We start from the raw sequence: 22,273 nt of genomic DNA on the forward strand, positions 1-22,273 counted from the left end.
CGGCAGGAGATGGCTTGGTCCCGACCATGGACGAGTGGCGCTATGAGCGGGAAACGATGAGGTCAAATGGGGTCCGCGCGGACCGGAAGGCCGAAATATCGCAAGCGGGGCCGTACCCGTAAGAACACCTCGGGTACGGCCCCGGTCGTGCGGGGGACGCGCAGGGTCAGCGCGCGGCCCGGTTGACCGCGGAGACGACCGCCTTCAGCGAGGCCCGTGTGGTGTTGGCGTCGATCCCGATGCCCCACATGACCTGGCCGTCGATCGCGCACTCGATGTACGAGGCGGCCAGCGCGCTCGCGCCCTCGCTCATCGTGTGCTCCTGATAGTCCAGCAGCCTGGCGTCCACACCGGTCTCGGCGAGCGCGGCGAAGAAGGCCGAGATCGGACCGTTTCCGGTGCCCGACAGCGCGGTCTCGACCCCGTCCACGACGGCCTCGACGGTCAGCGTGTCCCGGCCGTCCGTGTCCGTGGTGGTCTGGCCGGAACGCAGCTGGATGCGGCCCCAGCGGGTGTCGCCCGCGACGGAGCTGGGCAGGTACTCGTCCTGGAAGATCTCCCAGATGTCCTTCGGCGTGACCTCGCCGCCCTCGGCATCGGTCTTCGTCTGGATGATCTTCGAGAACTCGATCTGCATCCGGCGCGGCAGGTCCAGCTTGTGCTCGTTCTTCAGGACGTACGCGATACCGCCCTTGCCGGACTGCGAGTTGACCCGGATCACGGCCTCGTACGAGCGGCCGACGTCCTTCGGGTCGATCGGCAGGTACGGGACGGCCCACTCGATGTCGTCGACCGTCTTGCCCTGTGCGGCGGCGTCGGCCTCCATCGCGTCGAAGCCCTTCTTGATGGCGTCCTGGTGGGAGCCGGAGAAGGACGTGTAGACCAGGTCGCCCGCGTAGGGGTGGCGGGGGTGGATCTCCATCTGGTTGCAGTACTCGGCGGTGCGGCGCACCTCGTCGATCTGCGAGAAGTCGATCTGCGGGTCGACGCCCTGGCTGAAGAGGTTCATACCCAGCGTCACCAGGTCGACGTTGCCGGTGCGCTCGCCCTGCCCGAACAGACAGCCCTCGACGCGGTCGGCGCCCGCCATGACGGCCAGTTCGGCGGCGGCGACGGCGGTGCCGCGGTCGTTGTGCGGGTGCGCCGACAGGCAGACGTACGCCCGGCGCGACAGGTGGCGCGACATCCACTCGAAGCGGTCCGCGTGCGTGGACGGCGTCGAACGCTCCACGGTGGCGGGCAGGTTGAGGATGATCTCGCGTCCGGCCTCGGGCTGCCAGACGTCCATGACCGCCTCACAGACCTCCAGGGCGAAGTCCAGCTCGGTGTCGGTGAAGATCTCCGGGCTGTACTGGTAGCCGAAGGTCGTCTCGGGGCCGAGGATCTTCTCGGCGTACTCCATCACCAGGCGGGTGCCGTCCACGGCGATCTGCTTGATGTCGTCCTTGGAGCCGCGGAAGACGACCCTGCGGAAGGTCGGCGCGGTGGCGTTGTACAGGTGCACGCTCGCGCGGTGCGCGCCGCGCAGCGACTCGACGGTGCGCTCGATCAGGTCCTCACGGGCCTGGGTCAGGACGGAGATGGTCACGTCCTCGGGGATCGCGCCCTCTTCCTCGATGATCGAGCGTACGAAGTTGAAGTCGGTCTCGCCGGAGGCCGGGAAACCGACCTCGATCTCCTTGTAGCCCATCTTCACGAGCAGGTCGAACATCTCGCGCTTGCGGGCCGGCGACATCGGGTCGATCAGTGCCTGATTGCCGTCGCGCAGATCGGTGGAGAGCCAGCGGGGGGCCCGGGTGATGCGGTTGCCGGGCCAGGTGCGGTCGGGGATCTCGACGGCTTCGTACGGGCCGTACTTGTGCACCGGCATGCCGGACGGCTTCTGCATCCGGTTGGCATTGGTGATCGGCGTGGGGTGCGACATCTGCGTGGGGCTCCTCGGGATCCAGCGGGGGAAGGCCGACTGTGCCGCTGCAGCACCAGACTCCGCGGGGAGGGGGTCGGCCTACGACAACAGGCCCTCGCCGCGGCAGCTAAGGAGAAGCAGCCCGAAACGCATGATGTTCCGCAGCCTAGCCCAGCGGCGCCGGGAACGCCGCTTCCGTATCAGTATGCGGGACTCCCGTACGACCACGCCGGGGTGGTGCCCGGTCACTCTTTCTCGTCAATCACTGTCGCAACCAGTGACAACTCGCTTACGCAGTGCCACATTCGAGAGATGACTGACATGCCTGACACGACCGGCCCCACCGCTCGCCCCGTCTTCTGCACGATCGTCCCGCCGCACATCCTCGACAAGCTGGCCGCCGCCGACGACCCGGCGCTCTCCGGGCCGGCCCGGCGCACCATCGAGGCTGACACCTCGCACCGCACCCGCCGCAGGACCGCCACGGCCGCCACCGTCCGCGGGGCCGACGGGACGGCGGACGACCCGGCCGACAAGAAGCCGAAGCGCACCATCCACGACGCCCGGCACGGCACCGCGCTGCCCGGCACCGAGGTCCGCGCGGAGGGCGCGGAGCCGGGGAAGGACGCGACGGTCAACCGGGCGTACGCGGGCCTCGGGGCCACCTTCGAGCTGTATCTGAAGGCGTACGGGCGGTACTCCATCGACGGCCGGGGACTGGCGCTCGACGCGAGCGTCCACTACGACCGGAAGTACAACAACGCCTTCTGGGACGGCAGCCAGATGGTCTTCGGCGACGGTGACGGTGAGGTCTTCCTCGACTTCACCATCCCGGTGGACGTCATCGGCCACGAACTCACCCACGGCGTCACGCAGTACACCGCGAACCTGGCGTACTCCGGCCAGTCCGGCGCGCTCAACGAGTCGGTCTCGGACGTCTTCGGCTCACTCATCAAGCAGTACGCCCTGGGCCAGACCGCCGACCAGGCCGACTGGCTGATCGGTGCGGGACTCCTCGCGCCGCGGGTCTCGGGGGTCGCGCTGCGCTCGATGAAGGCCCCGGGCACCGCGTACGACGACGACGTGCTCGGCAAGGACCCCCAGCCCGCCACGATGAAGGGCTACGTCAGGACCACCGACGACAACGGCGGCGTCCACCTCAACTCCGGCATCCCCAACCACGCCTTCTACCTGCTGGCGGACGCCCTCGGCGGCAAGGCGTGGGAGCGGGCCGGACAGATCTGGTACGACACCCTGACCGGCGGCGAGCTGGCCTCCGGCGCGAGCTTCGCCGACTTCGCCCGGCTGACCGTGGCGGCGGCCCGCTCCCGGTACGGCAGCGGCGACGAGCAGGAGGCGGTGACCAAGGCCTGGTCCACGGTCGGTGTCCCGACGGGCTCGTAGGGGGTAGACAGGACCCATGCGTATCCAGGTAAGGCGCACGGGAGGCTTCGCCGGTATCGAGCGCCGGGCCGAGGTGGACACCTCTGCCCGGCCCGACGCCGGCGAGTGGCACGCGCTCGCCGAACAGGCGGTGTCGGCGGGCCACGACGCGCCGCCCGCCGGAGTGCCCGACGGGTTCAACTACCGGATCACGGTGGACGACCGCACGGTGTACTGCACGGACCCGCGGCTCAGTGACGCGCAGCGCTCGCTGATCTCACGGGTGCTGAAGGAAGGGGCGTAGCGGACGGGCCCCCGGGGCCCGGGCGCCCGGTAGCCGGCGCTCAGGGCCTGCTCACGCGGGGGCCCGGCGCTCACGCGGGGGCCAGGCGGCTCAGAACCCGAGTTTCCGCAGCTGCTTCGGGTCCCGCTGCCAGTCCTTCGCGACCTTCACATGCAGGTCCAGGAAGACCGGCGTGCCCAGCAGTGCCTCGATCTGCTTGCGCGACTTCATGCCGACGTCCTTCAGCCGGGCGCCCTTGGGCCCGATGATGATGCCCTTCTGGCTGGGGCGCTCGATGTAGACGTTCGCGTGGATGTCCAGCAGGGGCTTGTCGGCGGGGCGGTTCTCCCGGGGCAGCATCTCCTCGACGACGACGGCGATGGAGTGCGGCAGTTCGTCCCGTACCCCCTCCAGCGCGGCCTCCCGGATGAGCTCCGCGACCATCACCATCTCGGGCTCGTCCGTGAGGTCGCCCTCCGGGTAGAGCGGCGGGCTCAGCGGGAGCAGCGGGGCGATCAGGTCGGCGAGGAGCGAGACCTGCTGGTCACCGACGGCGGAGACGGGGATGATCTCGGCCCACTCGAAGCCGAGCTCCACGGCGAGCTGGTCGATGGCGATGAGCTGCTCGGCGAGCTGCTTGCCGTCGACCAGGTCGGTCTTGGTGACCACGGCGATCTTCGGGGTCTTCTTGATCCCGGCGAGCTCCTTGGCGATGAACTTGTCACCGGGACCGAGCTTCTGGTCGGCGGGGACGCAGAAGCCGATGACGTCGACCTCGGCCCAGGTGGTCCGTACGACGTCGTTGAGCCGCTCGCCCAGCAGGGTGCGCGGCTTGTGGAGGCCGGGGGTGTCCACCAGGATCAGCTGCGCGTCGGGGCGGTGCACGATGCCGCGCACGGTGTGGCGGGTGGTCTGCGGCCGGCTGGAGGTGATCGCCACCTTCTTGCCGACGAGAGCGTTCGTGAGAGTGGACTTGCCCGCGTTGGGGCGGCCGACGAAGCAGGCGAAGCCGGCCCGGTGGGCGGCTTCGGATGACTGGGTGTGAACGCTCATGGCGTCCATTCTCCCCGATCGTCCGGGGGGCGCCGACCAGGTGGCTCCGCGGTGAGTTCCCGGTAACCGCCCCGCAACACGAAATACGGACGAAACACGGGTGCAGTCGTGTGGAAACGCAAAAGCGGGAACGTCTACCGGAACGTAACCGGAGAGGTGACCCCCCTGTGACGCACGCGACGCCTGCGACACCACTGACACCGCTGACCGGCCTGGCCGCCCGAATCGACACCGGCGACACCGCCTGGCTGCTTGCTGCGACCGCGCTGGTGCTGCTGATGACGCCCGGCCTCGCGCTCTTCTACGGCGGCATGGTCCGCACCAAGAGCGTGCTGAACATGCTGATGATGAGCTTCGTGTCGATCGCGCTCGTCACCGTGGTCTGGCTGGTGGCGGGGTACTCCCTGGCCTTCGGCCCCGACGTGTTCGGCGGGCTGATCGGCGGCCTCGGCCACGCCGGAATGGCCGGCATCGGCCCCGGCAGTGTGCACGGCACCGTCCCGACGCTGCTCTTCGCCACCTTCCAGCTCACGTTCGCGATCATCACGGCCGCGCTGGTCAGCGGCGCCATCGCGGACCGGGCGAAGTTCGGTGCCTGGCTGCTCTTCGTCCCGGTGTGGACGCTGCTCGTATACGTCCCCGTCGCGCACTGGGTGTGGGGGCCCGGTGGCTGGATCCTCACCGATCTCAAGGCACTGGACTTCGCGGGCGGTATGCCGGTCGAGATCGTCTCGGGCGCTTCGGGGCTCGCGCTCTGTCTGGTGCTGGGCCCGCGGCTCGGCTTCAAGAAGGACTCGATGCGCCCCCACAACCTGCCGATGGTGGTGATGGGGGCGGGACTGCTCTGGTTCGGCTGGTTCGGCTTCAACGCGGGTTCGGCGCTCGGGGCCAGCGGGCTGGCGGCCGCCGCCTTCCTGAACACCCTCGCCGCAGGCTGCACGGGGCTGCTCGGCTGGCTCTTCGTCGAACAGAAGCGGGACGGCCACCCGACCACGCTGGGCGCCGCGTCAGGGGCGGTGGCCGGGCTGGTCGCGATCACGCCCTCCTGCGGCGTCGTCGGCCTGCTCGGGGCACTGGCCATCGGCCTCGCGGCCGGGGTCCTCTGCTCGTACGCGGTCGGCTGGAAGTTCCGGCTGGACTACGACGACTCCCTGGATGTCGTCGGGGTGCACCTGGTCGGCGGGATCGTGGGGACGCTGCTGATCGGGCTGTTCGCGACAGCGGGGATGACGGGCGGCGCCCGGGGTCTGCTGTACGGCGGCGGGTTCGGCCAGCTGGGCCGGCAGAGCCTGGGGGTGCTGGTGGTGGCGGTGTACGCGTTCGCCATGACGTACGGCATCGGAAAGGGCATCGACCGGCTGACCGGCTTCCGCGCCGACGAGGAACACGAACAGCAGGGCCTCGACCTGACGGTGCACGCCGAGAGCGCCTACGATCACGGCGTGCTGGGCCACGGAGCCCCGCTCTCCGCCTCCGTGATGCAGAAGGTCAAGCCATGAAACTGATCACCGCGGTCGTGAAGCCGCACAAGCTCGACGACGTGAAGACGGCCCTGCAGGAACTGGGTGTCAACGGCCTGACGGTCACCGAGGCGAGCGGATACGGCAGGCAGCGCGGGCACACCGAGGTCTACCGGGGCGCCGAGTACCGCGTCGACCTCGTCCCGAAGGTCCGGATCGAGGTGGTCGTCGGCGACGAGGAGAGCGAGGCGGTCATCGACGCGGTGGTGCGGGCGGCCCATACCGGGAAGATCGGCGACGGCAAGGTCTGGGCCGTGCCGGTGGAGACGGTCGTACGCGTCAGGACGGACGAGCGCGGCCCCGACGCGCTCTGACCGTCCCGGCAACCGGCTGCGCCGACCATGCCCGGGGCTGCCCCGGGCGGTCCCGGCCCTTCGAGCCCCGTCAGCGGCACCGGGGCCGGGACCGGGAGGGCACTGTGCCGGGTCAGCCCGCCGTCACCGTGGTCCGCAGTGTGCCGTCCGGGCCCGCCAGCAGTACCGGGGTGCCGGGGCCGCCCAGGTCCCGCACCGCGGCGCGGTCCTCCCCGGGCACCTCAGCGGCCGCACTGACCACCGCTGCGGCCTCCAGCGACCGCGCCCCGCTCGCCACCGCCATCGCGACGGCGGTCCGCAGTGCGGAGAGCTTCAGCGAGTCGAGCTCGACGGTGCCCGCGACATACGTACGCCCGGTCTCGTCCCGTACGGCGGCACCCTCGGGCACCCCGTTGCGGGCCCGCGCACTGCGCGCCAGCGTGATGATCTTGCGGTCCTCGGCGCCGGGGACCGGCCCCCCGGCCACCGGGCCGCCCGTACCGGTACCCGTACCGCCGTCTGCGCTCTTCGCTGCGTCGTCACTCATGGGCAGAGCATATGGAGCCCGCACCGGTCAGTTGGCGACCGGGTACATCGAGCCCCTGCGCCCCTCGGGCGAGGCCAGCCACTGGAGCTTGGCCTCCGTCCCCGTGTCGGGCAGCGGGGTGTGCAGCACGATCGCCAGATCCGGCCGGGCCGGAATCCTCAGCTGGGTCGACTCGACGTACAAGGTGCCGACCACCGGGTGTTCCAGCTCCTTGCGTATCTGCCCGCCCGGCGCGATGTCCCGGCGCGCCCACAGCTCGGCGAACTCGGGGCTGCGCTCCTTCGCCTCGTCCACGACCGCCTGGAAACCCTCGTCGTCGGGGCACTCGGAGCAGGCCGCGCGGAACTGTGCGACCACCTGGTGCGCGATCGCCTCCCAGCCCTTCGTACGGGCCCGGTAGACAGGGTCGGTGAAGAACGCCAGCAGGCAGTTCTGCACGAGACCTGGCCGCATGGCCAGGGTCATCGCCGCCGCGTCGTTGTAGACGATCGTGTTCCAGTACTGGTCCATGATGTGCGCGGGGAACGGCATCCAGGCGTTGATCAGCCGTTCCAGGCCCTCGCACATGTCGACATGGGCCGGATCGACCTCCGGCGCCGGCGGGTTCAGCCCGGCCAGCACGTACAGATGGCGGCGCTCGGTGCTGCTCAGCTTCAGCACCCGGCCCACCGAGTCCAGGACCTGCGGCGACACCGTGATGTCCCGGCCCTGCTCAAGCCACTGGTACCAGGAGACGCCCACGCCCGCGAGGACGGCGACCTCCTCACGCCGCAGCCCCGGCGTGCGCCGCCTGGCGCCGCCGTCGGGCAGCCCCGCGTCCGCCGGGGTGATCCTGGCCCGCCGGCTCATCAGGAACTCACGCAACTCACTCAGCCGGTGCGCCTTGGTGCCGGGCCTCGGCCCGGCCGCCACGCCCTCGATCGGACTCGCCACGCCATCTCCCCCTGTCCGGCTGCCTGGTGGTGCGGCCACCAGCATAAGTACCCGCTCCCCACGGTTGTTCCCGGAGCCCGAAGCTCGGAACATGGCGATCGATACCGCACCCACGCCCACCCCGGCTCCCGCCCCGCCCACCACTGGCGGCCTCTCCGGCAAGGCCGGGCTCGTCCTGCTCGTCCTGTGCGCGGCCCAGTTCATGGTGGCCCTCGACTTCTCCGTACTGAACGTCGCGCTCCCGGTGCTCGGCGACGACCTCGGCATGACCCGGGCCGGACTCCAGTGGGCCGTCACCGCGTTCGCGCTGCCCTCCGGAGGCTTCCTGCTCCTCTTCGGCCGGATCGCCGACCTGTTCGGCCGGCGCAAGCTGTTCCTCACCGGACTCGCCACCTTCGGCTCGGCCTCGCTGGTGGCGACCTTCGCCTGGAACCAGGAGGTGTTCCTCACCGGACGGGCACTCCAGGGCCTGGGCGCCGCGGTCATCGTGCCGACCGGGATGTCCCTGCTGACCACCACCTTCCCCGAGGGTCCGCAGCGCGACCGGGCCCTGGGCATCAGCGGCACCCTGCTCTCGCTCGGCTTCACCGTCGGCATGGTGCTGGGCGGGGTCATGACGGACACGCTGGGCTGGCGCTCGACCATGGGCCTGCTGGGCGGGGCCTCGGTGCTCGTACTCGCCCTGGCCCCGGGGCTGCTCACCGAGTCGCGGCACCCGGAGCGCCCACGGCTCGACATACCCGGAGCGGTGACCGTCACCGGCGGGCTGCTCGCGATGATCTACGCCCTGTCGACGGCCGCCCAGCGCGGCTTCGGCCACGCCGACGTCCTGGTGTCGCTCGTGCTGGGCATCGCCCTGCTGGCCGGCTTCGTGGTCGTCGAATCCCGTGCGGAGGCTCCGCTGGTGTCCCTGCCGATGCTGAGGCGGCGCACCGTGGCCTGGGGCAATCTGGGCGGGCTCATCACCTTCTCGATGATGTCGACGGTGGTCTTCGTCCTGACCCTGTACCTCCAGGAGGTCCTGCACCTGTCCAGCTTCCGGACCGGGCTGGTCTTCGGCGTCCAGGGCCTGGCGTCGGTGGCCGCGGGTATGGCGGCCCCGAAGGTCATCGGCCGGTTCGGTGCCCGCCGGGTGCTGGCCGGTTCGCTGCTCGCCCAGGGCCTGTTCATCGCCGCGATGCTGGGACTGGGCGCCGACTCGGGTGTCTGGCTGGCCACGATCGCCGTCTCGGTGGCCAGCATGGCGCACCTGGGCGCGATCGTCTCGTACGGACTGACCGTCACCTCGGGTGTCCCGGACGCCGAACAGGGTCTGGCCACCGGCCTCGTCACCACGACGCAGCAGGTCGGCATGACCGTCGGCATCCCGCTGCTGGGGGTCCTGGCCACCACGCAGTCCGACCTCTTCGCCGGGGTGCGGACCGTGCTGGGCATCGCGGCGGCGGTACTCGTCGTCACTGCGGCGCTGGTGGCGACCGGGCTCAGGCGGAGCAGCCGTGACCGCGTCCGCACCGCCTGAGCCCGGTGCGGACGGGGACTGTTCCGGACGGGCCGGCTCCGGCCGGGCAGGCTCAGGCCGGGCCTGTTCCGCTCAGGCGCGGTCGAGCCGGAGGCGCTCCGCCTTCGGCAGACCGGCCACCACCAGGTCGTACGAATCCTCGATGAGCTCACGGACCAGGCGGTCGGGCAGCGGCCCGACCGTCACCGTGTTCCAGTGGCGCTTGTTGAGATGCCAGCCGGGGACGACCGCGTCGTGCTCGGCGCGCAGCCGGACCGCTTCGTCCGGGTCGCACTTGAGCGAGATCTGCAGCGGGTCGCCGTCGAGGTGGCTCAGGCCGAAGACCTTGCCGCACACCTTGAACACCGAGGTCTCCGGGCCGAACGGGAACTCCTCGGCCGCTGCGTTGAATTCCAGGCAGAACGCCCTGAGTTCCTGCGGTGTCATCCTGCTGCCTCCTCCACTTCGGCGACCGGTTCGGCCAGCACTGTCACGATCTTGTTCCGGCGGCCCGCCGGGGACTCGGCGGTGAGCCGCAGCCGCCTGCCGTCCGGCAGGTCGACGACGGCGGAAGCGCCCGCGATCGGCACCCGCCCGAGAGCCTTGGCCAGCAGCCCGCCGACGGTCTCCACGTCCTCGTCGTCGTACTCGTCCAGGCCGTACAGCTCACCCAGGTCGTCGATGTCGAGACGGGCGGTGACCCGGAAGCGGCCCTCGCCCACGTCCTCCACCTGCGGCAGCTCACGGTCGTACTCGTCGGTGATCTCACCGACGATCTCCTCCAGGATGTCCTCGATGGTGACGATGCCCGCCGTGCCGCCGTACTCGTCGATGACGACGGCGACATGGTTGCGGTCCTGCTGCATCTCGCGGAGGAGATCACCGGCGTTCTTGGTGTCGGGCACGAAGACGGCGGGGCGCATCGCCGTGGAGACCAGGTCCGACTCCGCGTCGCGACTGATGTGCGTCTTCCTGACCAGGTCCTTGAGGTAGACGACGCCGACGATGTCGTCCTCGTTCTCCCCGGTCACCGGGATCCGCGAGAAACCCGAGCGCAGCGCCAGCGTGGTGGCCTGGCGAATCGTCTTGGAGCGTTCGATGCAGACCAGGTCGGTGCGCGGGACCATCACCTCACGGACAAGCGTGTCACCCAGCTCGAAGACGGAGTGCACCATCCGGCGCTCGTCGTCCTCGATCAGCGACTCCTGCTCGGCCAGGTCGACCATGGCGCGCAGCTCGGCCTCCGAGGCGAACGGGCCCTTGCGGAACCCCTTCCCGGGGGTCAGCGCGTTGCCGATGAGGATCAGCAGCTGCGGGACGGGCCCCATCACGCGGGCGAGCGGCAGCAGCACATAGGCCGCAGCGGTCGCCGTGTTCAACGGGTGCTGGCGGCCGATGGTGCGCGGCGAGACGCCCACGGCGACATAACTCACCAGCACCATCAGGGCGATGGCCAGCGCGAGCGCCTGCCAGGTCTCGGACAGCTCACGCAGGCAGACATAGGTGACGAGCACCCCGGAGGCCATCTCGCAGGCCACCCGCACCAGCAGGGCGACGTTGAGGTACCGGGTCGGGTCAGCGGCGATCTGCGCCAGCTTCTCGCTGCCGCGCCGCCCCGACCGTACGGCCTCGGCGGCCCGGAAGCTCGACGTGCGGGCGATGCCGGTCTCGGCACACGCCGCCAGCCAGGCGACCACGACCAGCGCGACCGCGCCGACGATCAGCTGCGCGGTCATGAGACGGTCGGCGCCGGGGAGGGTCCGGTGAATCCCTTCTCCGCCCGCCAGCCGTCGACGATCGCGGCCTGGAGACCGAACATCTCGGCCTTCTCGTCGGGCTCCTCGTGGTCGTAACCCAGCAGGTGCAGCACCCCGTGGACGGTCAGGAGCTGGAGCTCCTCGTCCATGGAGTGCTGCGTCGGGGCGTCCTCGCCCTGCTGCTTGGCGACTTCCGGGCAGAGCACGATGTCACCGAGGAGCCCCTGCGGGGGCTCCTCCTCGTCCTTGGCCGGCGGACGCAGCTCGTCCATCGGGAAGGACATGACATCCGTGGGACCCGGCAGGTCCATCCACTGGATGTGCAGCTGCTCCATGGCCTCGGTGTCCACGACGATCACGGACAGCTCGGAGAGCGGGTGGATCCGCATCCGGGTGAGGGCGTAGCGGGCGATGTCGAGGATCGCCTGCTCGTCGACCTCGGTTCCGGACTCGTTGTTGACGTCGATCGACATGGGGCCTGCTGACTCTTTCGGTCTGTGCCTACAGCCGTTTCCGGCTGTCGTGCTTCTCGTTGTCCTGTTTCGCGCTGTCGTACTTCTCGTACGCGTCGACGATACGGCCGACGAGCTTGTGCCGGACGACATCCTCGGTGGTGAGCCGGGAGAAGTGCACGTCGTTGATGCCCTCCAGGATGTCCTGCACCTGGCGCAGCCCGCTCTTGGTGCCGCTGGGCAAGTCGACCTGGGTGACGTCGCCGGTGACGACGATCTTCGAGTCGAAGCCGAGGCGGGTGAGGAACATCTTCATCTGCTCGGCGCTGGTGTTCTGCGCCTCGTCGAGGATGATGAAGGCGTCATTCAGGGTGTTGTGCGTCAGCAGATGGTCCTGGGTGACGTACAGCGAGTCCTCGGCCGCGACCTGGATACAGACCGTCTCTTCGCGGCCCGCCGGCTCGATGCTGTCGATGAAACGCATCGGGCGGCCACCGCGGCCGGCCGCGTGGTACGTGTCGCGCTTGCGGGTGAGACGGAAGGGCTCGATGTCTTCGGGGAGCCGGATGTCGATGACATGGGCGTCACGGCAGTAGGGGACTTCGCGGCCGTTGGCCCGCCCCGGCTTCCTGCCTGCGGCGGCCCTGCGGCGCGTGCAGGCGACACCTCCCAGCGACTGGACCAGGGCGATAACATCGTCCCGGAGCAGGATCGACGTGGTGGTGTACTGGACGCTGCACGTCCTGTCGTCCTGCGTCACGGGGCCACCGTCCGAGTCCAACAGCCCCTGGAGCAGGGCCAGCCGGACTTCCGCGGAGTTGTACTGGTACTCGTCGGGGACGAATTTCGTGCCTGACCTGGATCCGAGCAGGTCGAGGGCGCGGAGCGCCCCGGTGACCGGGTTCTCCAGGGTGACGACGCCGCCTGGGTCCTTCACCCGGTTCAGGGTGTAGTTCACCCGGTCCGTCCAGCGCACCCGCACACCCGGCAGCGCTGCCTCCAGGGCAGTGGCCAGTTCAGGATCGCCGGTCGCGAAGGAAGGCGTGGTGGACCCGGTCAGGCAGCCGTCGCCCAGCAGCAGACCCAGTGCGTACGGGTCCATGGGGACCTCACGCTCGGGGAAACTCACGGGCGCCGTCAGCATCGGCAGCTCGTAACGCCGCGCGTGTGCGGCGCGGAGGCTGCCGATCATGTCCTGGGTCTCCAGGACCCGCCAGGGCTTGTCCCGGCGGCGGTCGGAGGCGGTGCGGACTGTCCACAGGTGCTCTCCGCAGCAGAGTGTCGAGGCACCGTCCTGAGCCGTGACACGGTAGACGTCCTTCTCGCCCTGCGGATAGACACCGAGAACCGGGGTCGGTTCACCGTTCGACCCGGTCACCAGGTCACCGACGCGGAGGTCACCGATGGGACGCCAGCCGTCCGGTGTCAGGACCTTGGTGAAGACCGGCTGCGCCCGGCCCCTCATATAAGCCAGCGGCGCCACCTCGATCGTCCCGGCCGCCATCAGCCGGGGGATCGAGTCCGGGTCCAGCATGTCGTGCAGCGCGTCGTAGAGCGGGCGCAGATACGGGTCGATCTTGTCGAAGAGCGTGCCCGGGAGGAAGCCGAGCCGCTCCCCCGCCTCGACGGCGGGGCGGGTCAGGATGATCCGGCTGACCTGCTTGGACTGGAGGGCCTGGACCGCTTTGGCCATCGCGAGATAGGTCTTGCCGGTGCCGGCGGGTCCGATCCCGAAGACGATGGTGTTCTTGTCGATGGCGTCGACGTAGCGCTTCTGGTTGAGCGTCTTCGGCCGGATCGTGCGGCCGCGGCTGGAGAGGATGTTCTGGGTGAGGACATCGGCCGGCGTCTCGCCGCCCGGCTCGCCCCCGCCGTTCTCGCTGGCCCGGAGCATGGCGATCGAGCGTTCCACAGCGTCCTCCGTCATCGGCTGCCCGGTGCGGAGCACCAGAATCATCTCGTCGAACAGGCGCTGGATCAGGGCGACATCGGCTGCCGCTCCTGTGGCACTGATCTCATTGCCCCGGACATGGATGTCGGCTGCCGGGAACGCCGCTTCGATCACGCGCAGCAGCGAGTCGCCCGAGCCGAGCAGCATCACCATGGGGTGTGCGGCGGGGATCGTGATGTGGGCGCGCGCCGGCGGCTGTGTTGGTGTCTGAGTCATGGGCCGGCCCTCGGGCCTGCACATACCTCCCGTTGCAGGGTTATCGCTGCTCGACAACCTCCGGAGCCCCAAGCCTACGACGCCGGACCGACAACGCCACGGCTTTTCGACGGCCCCCTGTCACGGCCGGTCTCACGGGGCGCGGAAGCCGATCGTCGGGACGGCCCTGCGCAGCGGCCAGGACCGGGCCGCCGCCGGGAGCAGCTCGTCCAGGAAGGCGTACCTGCGCAGCGCGGCCGGGTCCTGGCCCGCGCAGGTGCGCACCTGCTGCCACCAGGCGGCGATCTCGGCCCAGCCCGGCGCCGAGAGCGAGCCGCCGAACTCCTGGACCGAGAGCGCGGCCGTGAGCCCCGCGAAGGCGAGCCGGTCGGCGAGCGGCCAGCCCGCCAGTGTCCCGGTGACGAAGCCCGCGACAAAGACATCGCCCGCGCCGGTCGGGTCGAGCGCCTCGACGGCGATGGCGGGCACGGACGCGGACTCGCCGGTCGATCCGTCGACCGCGTAGGCCCCTTCGGCCCCCAGCGTGACGACGGCCAGCGGGACCTTGTCGGCCAGGGCGTGGGCCGCGGCGCGCGGGCAGTCGGTGCGGGTGTAGCGCATCGCCTCCTCGGCGTTGGGCAGGAACGCCTCGCAGTGCTCCAGGTCGGCGAGGCCCGCCAGGTCCCACCGCCCGGTGTCGTCCCAGCCGACGTCGGCGAAGACCTTCGTGCCCCGGCTGGCGGCGTGCAGCACCCACTCCTCGCGGCTGCCGGGCCGCAGGGAGGCGATGGCGGCGCGGGCGCGCGGCGGGCAGTTGGGGTAGCTGTCGCCGGGCGGCGGCGCCTCGTGGCCGTGCGAGACCATGGTGCGCTCGCCCTCGTAGGCCATGGAGACGGTGACCGGCGAGTGCCAGCCGGACACGGTGTGGGAGCGCGAGAGGTCGATCTGCTCGCCCTGTTCCAGGGCGTCCCAGCAGTACTCGCCGTAGTGGTCGTCGCCGAAGGCCGCGGCGAGCGAGGTGTGCAGTCCGAGCCTGGCCAGCGCGGTGGCCATGTTGGCCACCCCGCCGGGGCTCGAACCCATGCCGCGCGCCCAGGACTCGGTACCGCGCACCGGTGCGCTGTCGAGTCCGGTGAAGATGATGTCCAGGAAGACCGTGCCGGTGAGGAAGACGTCGCAGGCGGGATCCTGGGGGGCGCGCAGCCCGTCCAGAGGGTCGAGTTTCTTGTTGTCGTGGACCACCCTGCGCTCCCCGGTTGCCGTGCAGTCAGGCCAGTCTGCACGATGTCCCGGCCGTCCTGCCCCTACCAGCGTGGCAGGGCCGGGCTGGTCCAGTCCTCGTACCCGTCGGCCTTGCGCATCGCGGCCGCGTCGTCGCGGTCGCGCAGGGTGCCGTCGTCGTCGAGCCAGCGGCGGTGGAGGGCGGCGAGCCGGTCGCGGTCGAGGGTGACTCCGAGGCCGGGCGCGTCGCTGACGGGGAGGCGGCCGTCCCGGAAGACGTGCCGGGTGGTGATCACGTCGTCGGTCTGCCACGGGTAGTGGCTGTCGCAGGCGTAGTCCAGGTTGGGGACGGTGGCGGCCACATGGGTCATCGCGGCGAGGCTGATGCCCAGGTGGGTGTTGGAGTGCATGGAGAGTCCGACGCCGAACGTGCGGCAGATCGCGGCCAGTTCACGGGTGGCGCGCAGTCCGCCCCAGTAGTGGTGGTCGGAGAGGACGACCTGGACGGCGTCGGAGAGGAACGCCTCGCGGATCTCGGGGACCGTCGTGACGCACATGTTGGTGGCGAGCGGGACGGTGGTGCCTGCGGAGACCGCGGCCATGGCGGTGGTGCCCGCGGCCGGATCCTCCAGGTATTCGAGTACGCCCGCGAGTTCGGCGGCGACCTTCAGGGAGGTCTCCGGGGTCCAGCCGCCGTTGGGGTCGAGGCGCAGCGGCCGGCCGGGGAACGCTTCGGCGAGCGCCAGGACCGCGGCTGTCTCCTCGGCGGGCGGGAAGACCCCGCCCTTCAGCTTGAAGGAGGTGAAGCCGTAGTCGTCGGCGAAGCGCCGTGCCTGCGCGACGATGCCCGCCGGGTCGACGGCCTCGCCCCAGGTGTCGGGCTCTCCCTCACCGTTGGGGTGGGCCGCCCAGCGGTAGAAGAGGTAAGCGCTGTACTCGACCGTGTCGCGCACCTTGCCGCCGAGCAGGGCGTGGACCGGCAGGCCGCGGATCTTGCCCAGGGCGTCCAGGCAGGCGACCTCGAAGGCGGAGTAGACGGAGAGCCGCAGTTTGTCGGCAGTCTGGACGCCGCGCAGTCCGCCCACGTCGACGGCGCCCGCCAGCTGCGACCGGTCCACGCCGACCTGCCGGCCGAGAGCGGCGATGGTGTTGAGGTCGTGGAGGGCGTGGCCGGGCAGCAGTCCGGCGTAGGGGCGGGCGATGTCCAGGTAACGGGTGTCGCCGTAGGTCTCGCCGACGCCGGTGACTCCGTCCTCGGTGACGATCTCGACGATGAGGCGCGGGGTGTACGGCTGGTGCACGCCGTGCACGTTGAGCAGCGGCGGGTCCGCTATGAGTACCGGGGTGAGCCGGACCTCCGCGATGGTCGTGCTCCGTGACGCCTGGCCGGCCGGGTTCGGGGTCATCGGGTGGCCCCTACGAGGTCGAGTCCGGTGGTCAGCAGGGTGTCCAGGGCCGCGAGGTCGTCGGGGCCGGGGTCGGTCAGGGGGGCGCGTACCGGGCCGACGGGGTGCCCGCGCAGCCGGGCCGCGGCCTTGACGAGGGAGACGGCGTAGCCGGGGACCCGGTCGCGGAGCTCCACCAGCGGGATGTAGAAGCCGCGCAGCAGCGCGTCCAGCCGGGCCCCGTCGTCCGTGCGCAGGGCGGTGAAGAAGGCTCCGGCGATCTCGGGGGCGAAGGCGTGGACGGCGGAGGAGTAGGCGGGGACGCCCACGGTGGCGTAGGCGCGGGCCTGGATCTCGGCGGTCGATGCGCCGTTGAAGAAGAGGAAGCCGTCCGGGGCGGCGAGGGTCAGCCGCTGGAGCCTGTCGAGGTCGCTGTGGCCGTCCTTGAGTCCGATGACGCCGGGGATCCGGGCGATCCGGCGCAGTGACGGGGCGGTGAAGGCGACCTGGCCTCGCTGGTAGGCGATGAGGGGCAGCCGGGTGCGGGCGGCGATCTGCTCCAGCTGGGCGACGAGCCCGTCCTGCGGGGCGGCCACGAGGTAGTGCGGGAGGACGAGCGCGGCGTCGGCCCCGGCCTCCTCGGCGATCCGGGCGAATCTGGCGGCCTGCGCCCAGCCGTATCCGATGCCCGCGACGACCGGGGTCCGTCCGGCGGCCGCCTCGACCGTGGCGGTGATGACGCTGCGGTACTCGTCCTCGTCCAGCGAGAAGAACTCACCGGTGCCGCAGGCCGGGAAGACCGCGCCGGGTGCGGCGGCCAGCTGGGTCTCCAGGTGGGCACGGTAGCCGCCGGTGTCGAGCTCTCCGGTCGCGGTGAAGGCGGTCAGGGGAAACGAGAGGACCCCGCGGGCCATGCCGTCCCTGAGCCGTGCCACGGTCCCGGCCACCGTGTCCGGTTCAGCGCCGGTACCGGTATGCGTCCCCGTATGGTTCATCCCCGCAGCCATCCTGTCTCCGTATGTAGATGGTGTCCATGCATGGAAATGGACACTAGATACATGAACAAGAGGCGTCAAGGGTGCCGACCGGCGCCCCGGGCTCCGGCTGCCCCCCTGAGGCCGGGGACAGCCCTTAGGCTCTGGGGCATGCCGGAGACCGGAGGCGTACGCGAGGTGAAGTCGGCGGGCCGCACCGTCGAGCTGCTGGAGGTGCTCGCCGCGCGCGGCGACCGGCCGGCCCGGCTGCAGGAACTGGCCGACGAGCTCGGCGTGCCCCGCAGCTCCATGTACGCCCTGCTGCAGACGCTCACCGACCGCGGCTGGGTCCGCACCGACGCGACGGGGTCGCTGTACGGCATCGGCATCCGCGCCCTGTTCACCGGCACCAGCTACCTCGACACGGACCCGCGGGTACGGGCGGTGAAGCCGTACCTGGACCAGGTGTCGACGGAGCTGGGCGAGACCGTCCATCTGGGGCGGTTCGACCGCGGCGACGTCGTCTACCTCGCCACCCGCGAGTCGCACGAATACGTACGCACCCTCAGCCGGGTCGGGCGCAGGCTGCCCGCCCACGTGAGCGCGCTGGGCAAGGCCCTACTCGCCGAGCGGGACCCGGGCGGGCTCCCCGAGGGCGCGCTGACGCCCTTCACCGGGAACACCCTGGCCGACCGGACCGCGCTCGACGCCGACCTGGCACTGGTGCGCGAGCGGGGCTACGCGGTCGACCGCGAGGAGGCGGTCACCGGCATCGTCGGCTTCGGCTTCGCGCTGCGGTACGACACGCCCGCCGCCGACGCCGTCAGCTGCTCCGTACCGGTGACCCGGCTGACCGCCGAGCGCGAACGCCGGATCATCGCGACGATGCGCGGGATACGCGCGGAGATCGAGGACGCCGCGCACACCCTGCCCGGCGCTCCGGACTGGGCCTGAGAACGGCCCGAACGGATGGATTCGAAGGAAAAAACCCCTCTTCGCCCCGCGCCTCCGCGACTATAAACCGAAAGTGTTATAGATCACTTAGTGGCAGCTTTTCGTTGGCTCCGCGTGGTCGACCCCCACTGGCCGCGCGCTCACGTCAACGACACGACGCCCCATCCCCCCACCCCTCCTGCCTGGTCACAGGCATGTCTCTGTCAGGATTCACTCCGTGTCTTCGCGCTCACGCGCCACATGGCCGCTCATTGCCGTGTTCACCGCTGGCTACCTCGCCTCGTACCTCCTCCCGACCATCGTCGGACGCCTCGGGTCCGGTCTCGGTCTCTCTCCTGCCGAAGCCGGCCTCGCCGGCTCGGTCCTCCTCCTCTGTTCGGCGGGCGCCGGTCTCGTACTGGCCTCGCACGTCGATCGCATCGGCCCGCAGCGGGTCGCCCGCGCCGGGCTGCTGCTCACCGCCGCCGGATACGCCACCGCCGCCGGCACCGCCTACCTCCCCCTCGTCATGGTGGGGGCCGCCATCGGCGGCGTGGGCTCCGGCACGGTGACGGCCGTGGCCGCCGGCGGTATCGCGGGGCTGCAGGACCCGCACCGGGCATCGGCCACCGGTCTGCTCGCGGTGTCGGCGACAGCCGGCGCGCTGTATCTCGTCCTGCCCCGGCTCGGCGGCGGTCACAGCGCGCCGTTCGCCGCCGTCGCCGTCGTCGCCGTCCTCGTCTGGCCCGCGACCGGACGGCTCGGTCTCGCCCGCGCCCACCCACCCCCCAGCGGGGCGGAACGCCGCCGGATCCCCCATCTGCGCTCGGGCTCGGTACTGGCCTGCGCCATGGTCTGCTGGGCGATGGCCCAGAACTCCCTCTGGGGCGTCAGCAGCCGGATCGGCCAGGACCAGGCGGGGCTCTCCGAAGTAGCGGTCGGTGCGATCTTCGCGGGGTCGCTCGGGGCCGGGCTGATCGGCGTCGCCGGAGCCGGAGCACTCGGCTCCCGGCTCGGCAGGGCGCTGCCGATCGGCGGCGGCACGGTGATCATCTCGGCCTGCATCGCGCTGAGTTCATCGGCGAGCGGGCTCGCCTCGTTCGCGTCGGGCGAGATCCTCTGGAACACCTTCTACCCGGTGGTCCTGTCGTATCTGATCGGTCTCGCCGCCTCGCTCGACCCACGCGGACGCTGGGCCGTCCTGGTCGGCTCGGCGTCGTCGCTCGGCGTGGCCTGCGGTCCTGTGGCGGGCAGTCTGCTCGCCGCGCGCACCGGATTCCCGATGATGGGCGCGGTCCTGTGCGCGGCGCTGCTGCTGCTGGCGGTCCCGCTGACCGCGGTGGCGCTGCACACCGCGGGCCGTCCGTTGCTGCCCGGTTCGGTACACCGCAAGGGCGGCGCCCCCGCGGCCGTCGTCGCGGGCAACCTCGGCGCGGTGGCGGGCAGCGTCCCCCAGCTGGGGGCGCCGGAACTCACCGTCACCGAGATCGCCCTGGAGCCGGCACCTCGCCGCAAGTACTGGCTCACCGGGGGCGGTCAGCCCAAATCCGGGTCCGACTCGAACTCGTACGCGTCGACCTCGGCCAAGTAGCGCGCCCTGCGCTCCTCGTCGTGGTCGAGGAAGGCGGCGAGGAAGGAGTTGCGGGCCAGCGTCCGCAACTCCTCGTGCCCGAGGCCGAGTGCCTCGTGCACGGCGCGGAAGGTGTCACCGGCGTACCCGCCGAAGTAGGCCGGGTCGTCCGAGTTGACGGTGCAGAGCAGCCCGGCGGCCATCATCTGCGGCAGCGGGTGCTCCTCCAGGGTGTCGACGGCCCGCAGCCGTACGTTCGACAGCGGGCAGAGCGTCAGCGGCACCTGGTCCCTGACCAGCTGCTCCACCAGCTCCGGGTCCTCCATCGAGCGCAGCCCGTGGTCGATCCGCTCCACACCGAGGATGTCCAGGGCCTCCCGCACATACGCGGCGGGGCCCTCCTCGCCCGCGTGCGCGACCTTGCGCAGCCCCAGCGCGCCGGCGGCCGCGTACACCTCGCGGAACTTCGACGGCGGGTGCCCGGCCTCGGCCGAGTCGAGGCCGACCGCCGCGATCCGGTGCAGATGCGGCTTGGCCGCCTCCAGGGTGCGGATCGCGGAGTCGGCCGACTCGTCACGCAGGAAGCACATGATGAGCTGCGTGGAGATGCCGTGCCGCTGCTCGCTGCGCTCCAGGGCGCGGGAGATCCCCTCGACGACGGTGGCGATCGGCACTCCGCGCGCGGAGTGCGCCTGCGGGTCGAAGAAGATCTCCGCGTGGCGCACGCCCTGCGCGGCGGCGCGCGCGAGGTAGGCGTCGGTGAGCTCCTCGAAGTCCTCCTCGGTGCGCAGCACGGCCATCAGCCCGTAGTACAGGTCCAGGAACGACTGGAGGTCGCTGAAGAGGTACGCCTTGCGCAGCGCCTCGGTGTCCGCGTACGGAAGCTCGACGCCGTTGCGCGCCGCGAGGGCGAAGGCCAGCTCGGGTTCGAGGGTGCCTTCGATGTGCAGGTGGAGTTCGGCCTTGGGGAGTTGCTGCATCGGGTCTCGCTCAGTTCGGTGAGGATGTTCGGTGGGGACGTTCGGTGGGGACGTTCGGTGAGGATGTTCGGTGAGGAGGCGGAACGGGTGCGTGCGGCGGTCAGGTGGTGAGGTGCCGGCTGGGGACGGGGACCCGCATCAGGTCGTCGGCGACGGTCAGGCCGCCCTCGAATCCCGCGGCGCGCGCCTGTCTGCCGAACTCCGCGGGATCGGGGTACCGCTGCGAGAAGTGCGTCAGGACGAGATGCCGTACGCCCGCGTCGCGCGCCACCCGGCCCGCCTGTCCTGCGGTCAGATGGCCGTGGTCGGCCGCGAGCTGCGCGTCGTCGTCGAGGAAGGTCGACTCGATGACCAGCAGGTCACAGCCGGCCGCGAGCCGGCCGACCCCGTCGCAGAGCCGGGTGTCCATCACGAACGCCACCCGCTGGCCGCGCCGCACCTCGCTGACCTGGTCGAGAGTGACCCCGTCGAGTACGCCCTCCCGCTGGAGCCGCCCGACATCAGGGCCCGTCAGGCCGTGGTCTGCGAGCTTCTCCGGGAGCATCCGGCGCCCGTCGGGCTCGGTCAGCCGGTAGCCGTACGACTCGACGGGGTGCGAGAGCCTGACCGCCTCCAGCACATAGCCGGGTGTCCGCGCGAGGACGCCTCCGTCGCCGGTCGCCGGGGCCTGCACCAGCGAGACGGACTCGCGGTAGGCGGTGGAGTACCGCAGCCGGTCGAAGAAGTGCTGCCCGCTCGCCGGGTAGTGCGCGGTGACGGGGTGCGGCACCTGGTCCAGGTTGATCCGCTGGATCACCCCGGCCAGACCCAGCGAGTGGTCACCGTGGAAGTGCGTGACACAGATCCGGTCGATGTCGTGCGCGGCGACCCCGGCGTGCAGCATCTGGCGCTGGGTGCCCTCACCGGGGTCGAAGAGGATGCCCTCGCCGTCCCAGCGCAGCAGATAGCCGTTGTGGTTGCGGCGGCGGGTGGGGACCTGGCTGGCGGTCCCGAGCACCACGAGCTCTCGTACGGACAACGGGACTATCCGGGCGGCCAGTTGAGTCCGCGACCGCCCAGCACGTGGGCGTGCGCGTGGAAGACGGTCTGACCCGCGCCGGAACCGGTGTTGAAGATGATCCGGTACCCGGTCCCGTCGACCTTGTCACCCGCGGCGACCGCGGCGGCCTCGCGCAGCACGTCCGCGGCGATCTGCGGCTCGGCCGCCGCCAGGGAGCCCGCGTCCGGGTAGTGCGCCTTGGGGATCACCAGCACGTGGGTCGGTGCCTGCGGGCTTATGTCACGGAAGGCGACGGTGGTGTCGGTCTCGCGGACGACGGTCGCCGGGATGTCCCCCGAGACGATCTTGCAGAACAGGCAGTCGGCCTGCGGCTCTCCCGTCATGCGCTCACTCCTCGGTCGGTGATGTCGGTCGTGGTGATCGTGTACGCGGCCATGCT

General features: G+C 70.9%; 21 protein-coding genes. 7 read left to right on the plus strand and 14 right to left on the minus strand.

Annotated features, from left to right (window positions below):
* Nucleotides 1–166: 166 nt before the first annotated feature.
* Nucleotides 167–1,924 carry a 2-isopropylmalate synthase gene (gene leuA, locus OG917_RS11110; protein ID WP_328317409.1) on the minus strand — a complete coding sequence of 586 codons (1,758 nt, stop codon included), beginning with the start codon at nucleotides 1,922–1,924 and terminating at the stop codon, nucleotides 167–169.
* A 303-nt stretch (nucleotides 1,925–2,227) separates the two neighbouring features.
* Between leuA and OG917_RS11115 the strand changes: the two genes are divergently transcribed.
* Together OG917_RS11115 and OG917_RS11120 are read left to right on the plus strand one after the other, a co-directional pair.
* The gene (locus OG917_RS11115) at nucleotides 2,228–3,310 is read left to right on the plus strand and encodes a M4 family metallopeptidase (RefSeq protein ID WP_328321808.1); all 1,083 of its coding nucleotides are present in this window, start codon (nucleotides 2,228–2,230) and stop codon (nucleotides 3,308–3,310) included.
* A 16-nt stretch (nucleotides 3,311–3,326) separates the two neighbouring features.
* Nucleotides 3,327–3,593 carry a protealysin inhibitor emfourin gene (locus OG917_RS11120; RefSeq protein ID WP_328317410.1) on the plus strand — a complete coding sequence of 89 codons (267 nt, stop codon included), beginning with the start codon at nucleotides 3,327–3,329 and terminating at the stop codon, nucleotides 3,591–3,593.
* A 90-nt stretch (nucleotides 3,594–3,683) separates the two neighbouring features.
* Here the strand turns inward: OG917_RS11120 and era are convergent, their stop codons facing one another.
* Entirely contained in the window at nucleotides 3,684–4,625 is a 942-nt protein-coding gene (era, locus tag OG917_RS11125) for a GTPase Era (protein WP_328317411.1), read from the minus strand.
* 167 nt (nucleotides 4,626–4,792) lie between these two features.
* Here era and OG917_RS11130 point away from each other — a divergent pair, with 167 nt between their 5' ends.
* Nucleotides 4,793–6,124 (plus strand): ammonium transporter, encoded by a 1,332-nt coding sequence (locus OG917_RS11130; RefSeq protein ID WP_328317412.1) that lies wholly within the window; start codon nucleotides 4,793–4,795, stop codon nucleotides 6,122–6,124.
* Complete coding sequence (locus tag OG917_RS11135) at nucleotides 6,121–6,459, plus strand: P-II family nitrogen regulator (protein ID WP_328317413.1); 339 nt, start codon at nucleotides 6,121–6,123, stop codon at nucleotides 6,457–6,459. Before OG917_RS11130 ends, OG917_RS11135 begins: the two co-directional genes overlap by 4 nt.
* Nucleotides 6,460–6,571: 112 nt before the next feature.
* On the opposite strand, the gene OG917_RS11140 is transcribed toward OG917_RS11135, so the two are convergent.
* Nucleotides 6,572–6,985, minus strand: a complete 414-nt coding sequence (locus OG917_RS11140; protein WP_328317414.1) for a cytidine deaminase — start codon at nucleotides 6,983–6,985, stop codon at nucleotides 6,572–6,574.
* Between the two features lie 27 nt (nucleotides 6,986–7,012).
* Nucleotides 7,013–7,834 carry a helix-turn-helix transcriptional regulator gene (locus OG917_RS11145; protein WP_328321810.1) on the minus strand — a complete coding sequence of 274 codons (822 nt, stop codon included), beginning with the start codon at nucleotides 7,832–7,834 and terminating at the stop codon, nucleotides 7,013–7,015.
* Nucleotides 7,835–8,009: 175 nt separating this feature from the next.
* Here OG917_RS11145 and OG917_RS11150 point away from each other — a divergent pair, with 175 nt between their 5' ends.
* Nucleotides 8,010–9,437 (plus strand): MFS transporter, encoded by a 1,428-nt coding sequence (locus tag OG917_RS11150; RefSeq protein ID WP_328317415.1) that lies wholly within the window; start codon nucleotides 8,010–8,012, stop codon nucleotides 9,435–9,437.
* A 72-nt stretch (nucleotides 9,438–9,509) separates the two neighbouring features.
* Here the strand turns inward: OG917_RS11150 and OG917_RS11155 are convergent, their stop codons facing one another.
* The 7 genes from OG917_RS11155 to OG917_RS11185 form a co-directional block, all read right to left on the minus strand.
* Nucleotides 9,510–9,863 (minus strand): MmcQ/YjbR family DNA-binding protein, encoded by a 354-nt coding sequence (locus OG917_RS11155; protein ID WP_328317416.1) that lies wholly within the window; start codon nucleotides 9,861–9,863, stop codon nucleotides 9,510–9,512.
* Nucleotides 9,860–11,152: a hemolysin family protein gene (locus tag OG917_RS11160; RefSeq protein WP_328317417.1), complete on the minus strand. Its 1,293-nt coding sequence runs from the start codon at nucleotides 11,150–11,152 to the stop codon at nucleotides 9,860–9,862. Before OG917_RS11160 ends, OG917_RS11155 begins: the two co-directional genes overlap by 4 nt.
* Nucleotides 11,149–11,646, minus strand: a complete 498-nt coding sequence (ybeY, locus tag OG917_RS11165) for an rRNA maturation RNase YbeY (RefSeq protein WP_328317418.1) — start codon at nucleotides 11,644–11,646, stop codon at nucleotides 11,149–11,151. The genes OG917_RS11160 and ybeY overlap by 4 nt, the downstream gene beginning before the upstream one ends.
* 28 nt (nucleotides 11,647–11,674) lie before the next feature.
* On the minus strand, nucleotides 11,675–13,792 hold the full coding sequence (locus OG917_RS11170; RefSeq protein WP_328317419.1) for a PhoH family protein: 2,118 nt from the start codon (nucleotides 13,790–13,792) through the stop codon (nucleotides 11,675–11,677).
* Nucleotides 13,793–13,924: 132 nt separating this feature from the next.
* The gene (locus tag OG917_RS11175; protein WP_328317420.1) at nucleotides 13,925–15,013 is read right to left on the minus strand and encodes a carbohydrate kinase family protein; all 1,089 of its coding nucleotides are present in this window, start codon (nucleotides 15,011–15,013) and stop codon (nucleotides 13,925–13,927) included.
* A gap of 62 nt (nucleotides 15,014–15,075) precedes the next feature.
* Nucleotides 15,076–16,398, minus strand: a complete 1,323-nt coding sequence (locus tag OG917_RS11180; RefSeq protein WP_328317421.1) for a glucarate dehydratase family protein — start codon at nucleotides 16,396–16,398, stop codon at nucleotides 15,076–15,078.
* Nucleotides 16,395–17,372 carry a 5-dehydro-4-deoxyglucarate dehydratase gene (locus OG917_RS11185; protein WP_328317422.1) on the minus strand — a complete coding sequence of 326 codons (978 nt, stop codon included), beginning with the start codon at nucleotides 17,370–17,372 and terminating at the stop codon, nucleotides 16,395–16,397. The genes OG917_RS11180 and OG917_RS11185 overlap by 4 nt, the downstream gene beginning before the upstream one ends.
* Before the next feature lie 150 nt (nucleotides 17,373–17,522).
* On the opposite strand from OG917_RS11185, the gene OG917_RS11190 reads away from it, so the two are divergent.
* A complete protein-coding gene (locus OG917_RS11190; RefSeq protein WP_328317423.1) occupies nucleotides 17,523–18,305 on the plus strand; it encodes an IclR family transcriptional regulator in 783 nt (260 codons plus the stop codon).
* A 217-nt stretch (nucleotides 18,306–18,522) separates the two neighbouring features.
* Nucleotides 18,523–19,875 (plus strand): MFS transporter, encoded by a 1,353-nt coding sequence (locus tag OG917_RS11195; protein ID WP_328317424.1) that lies wholly within the window; start codon nucleotides 18,523–18,525, stop codon nucleotides 19,873–19,875.
* On the opposite strand, the gene OG917_RS11200 is transcribed toward OG917_RS11195, so the two are convergent.
* From OG917_RS11200 to OG917_RS11210, 3 genes are all read right to left on the minus strand, one after another.
* Complete coding sequence (locus OG917_RS11200) at nucleotides 19,821–20,834, minus strand: adenosine deaminase (protein WP_328317425.1); 1,014 nt, start codon at nucleotides 20,832–20,834, stop codon at nucleotides 19,821–19,823. The genes OG917_RS11195 and OG917_RS11200 overlap by 55 nt on opposite strands.
* 100 nt (nucleotides 20,835–20,934) lie before the next feature.
* A complete protein-coding gene (locus tag OG917_RS11205) occupies nucleotides 20,935–21,852 on the minus strand; it encodes a ribonuclease Z (protein WP_328317426.1) in 918 nt (305 codons plus the stop codon).
* A gap of 5 nt (nucleotides 21,853–21,857) precedes the next feature.
* Nucleotides 21,858–22,217 (minus strand): histidine triad nucleotide-binding protein, encoded by a 360-nt coding sequence (locus tag OG917_RS11210; RefSeq protein WP_328317427.1) that lies wholly within the window; start codon nucleotides 22,215–22,217, stop codon nucleotides 21,858–21,860.
* Nucleotides 22,218–22,273 lie beyond the last annotated feature (56 nt).

Source organism: Streptomyces sp. NBC_00388 (assembly GCF_036061255.1).
GTDB lineage: Bacteria > Actinomycetota > Actinomycetes > Streptomycetales > Streptomycetaceae > Streptomyces.

Coding starts and splice junctions, on each gene's coding strand:
- OG917_RS11185 (WP_328317422.1), bottom strand. CDS start 17,372: ATGAACCATACGGGGACGCATACCGGTACCGGCGCTGAACCGGACACG.
- era (WP_328317411.1), bottom strand. CDS start 4,625: ATGAGCGTTCACACCCAGTCATCCGAAGCCGCCCACCGGGCCGGCTTC.
- OG917_RS11145 (WP_328321810.1), bottom strand. CDS start 7,834: ATGAGCCGGCGGGCCAGGATCACCCCGGCGGACGCGGGGCTGCCCGAC.
- OG917_RS11190 (WP_328317423.1), top strand. CDS start 17,523: ATGCCGGAGACCGGAGGCGTACGCGAGGTGAAGTCGGCGGGCCGCACC.
- OG917_RS11150 (WP_328317415.1), top strand. CDS start 8,010: ATGGCGATCGATACCGCACCCACGCCCACCCCGGCTCCCGCCCCGCCC.
- ybeY (WP_328317418.1), bottom strand. CDS start 11,646: ATGTCGATCGACGTCAACAACGAGTCCGGAACCGAGGTCGACGAGCAG.
- OG917_RS11135 (WP_328317413.1), top strand. CDS start 6,121: ATGAAACTGATCACCGCGGTCGTGAAGCCGCACAAGCTCGACGACGTG.
- OG917_RS11180 (WP_328317421.1), bottom strand. CDS start 16,398: ATGACCCCGAACCCGGCCGGCCAGGCGTCACGGAGCACGACCATCGCG.
- OG917_RS11120 (WP_328317410.1), top strand. CDS start 3,327: ATGCGTATCCAGGTAAGGCGCACGGGAGGCTTCGCCGGTATCGAGCGC.
- OG917_RS11160 (WP_328317417.1), bottom strand. CDS start 11,152: ATGACCGCGCAGCTGATCGTCGGCGCGGTCGCGCTGGTCGTGGTCGCC.
- OG917_RS11115 (WP_328321808.1), top strand. CDS start 2,228: ATGCCTGACACGACCGGCCCCACCGCTCGCCCCGTCTTCTGCACGATC.
- OG917_RS11210 (WP_328317427.1), bottom strand. CDS start 22,217: ATGACGGGAGAGCCGCAGGCCGACTGCCTGTTCTGCAAGATCGTCTCG.
- OG917_RS11140 (WP_328317414.1), bottom strand. CDS start 6,985: ATGAGTGACGACGCAGCGAAGAGCGCAGACGGCGGTACGGGTACCGGT.
- OG917_RS11170 (WP_328317419.1), bottom strand. CDS start 13,792: ATGACTCAGACACCAACACAGCCGCCGGCGCGCGCCCACATCACGATC.
- OG917_RS11200 (WP_328317425.1), bottom strand. CDS start 20,834: ATGCAGCAACTCCCCAAGGCCGAACTCCACCTGCACATCGAAGGCACC.
- OG917_RS11155 (WP_328317416.1), bottom strand. CDS start 9,863: ATGACACCGCAGGAACTCAGGGCGTTCTGCCTGGAATTCAACGCAGCG.
- leuA (WP_328317409.1), bottom strand. CDS start 1,924: ATGTCGCACCCCACGCCGATCACCAATGCCAACCGGATGCAGAAGCCG.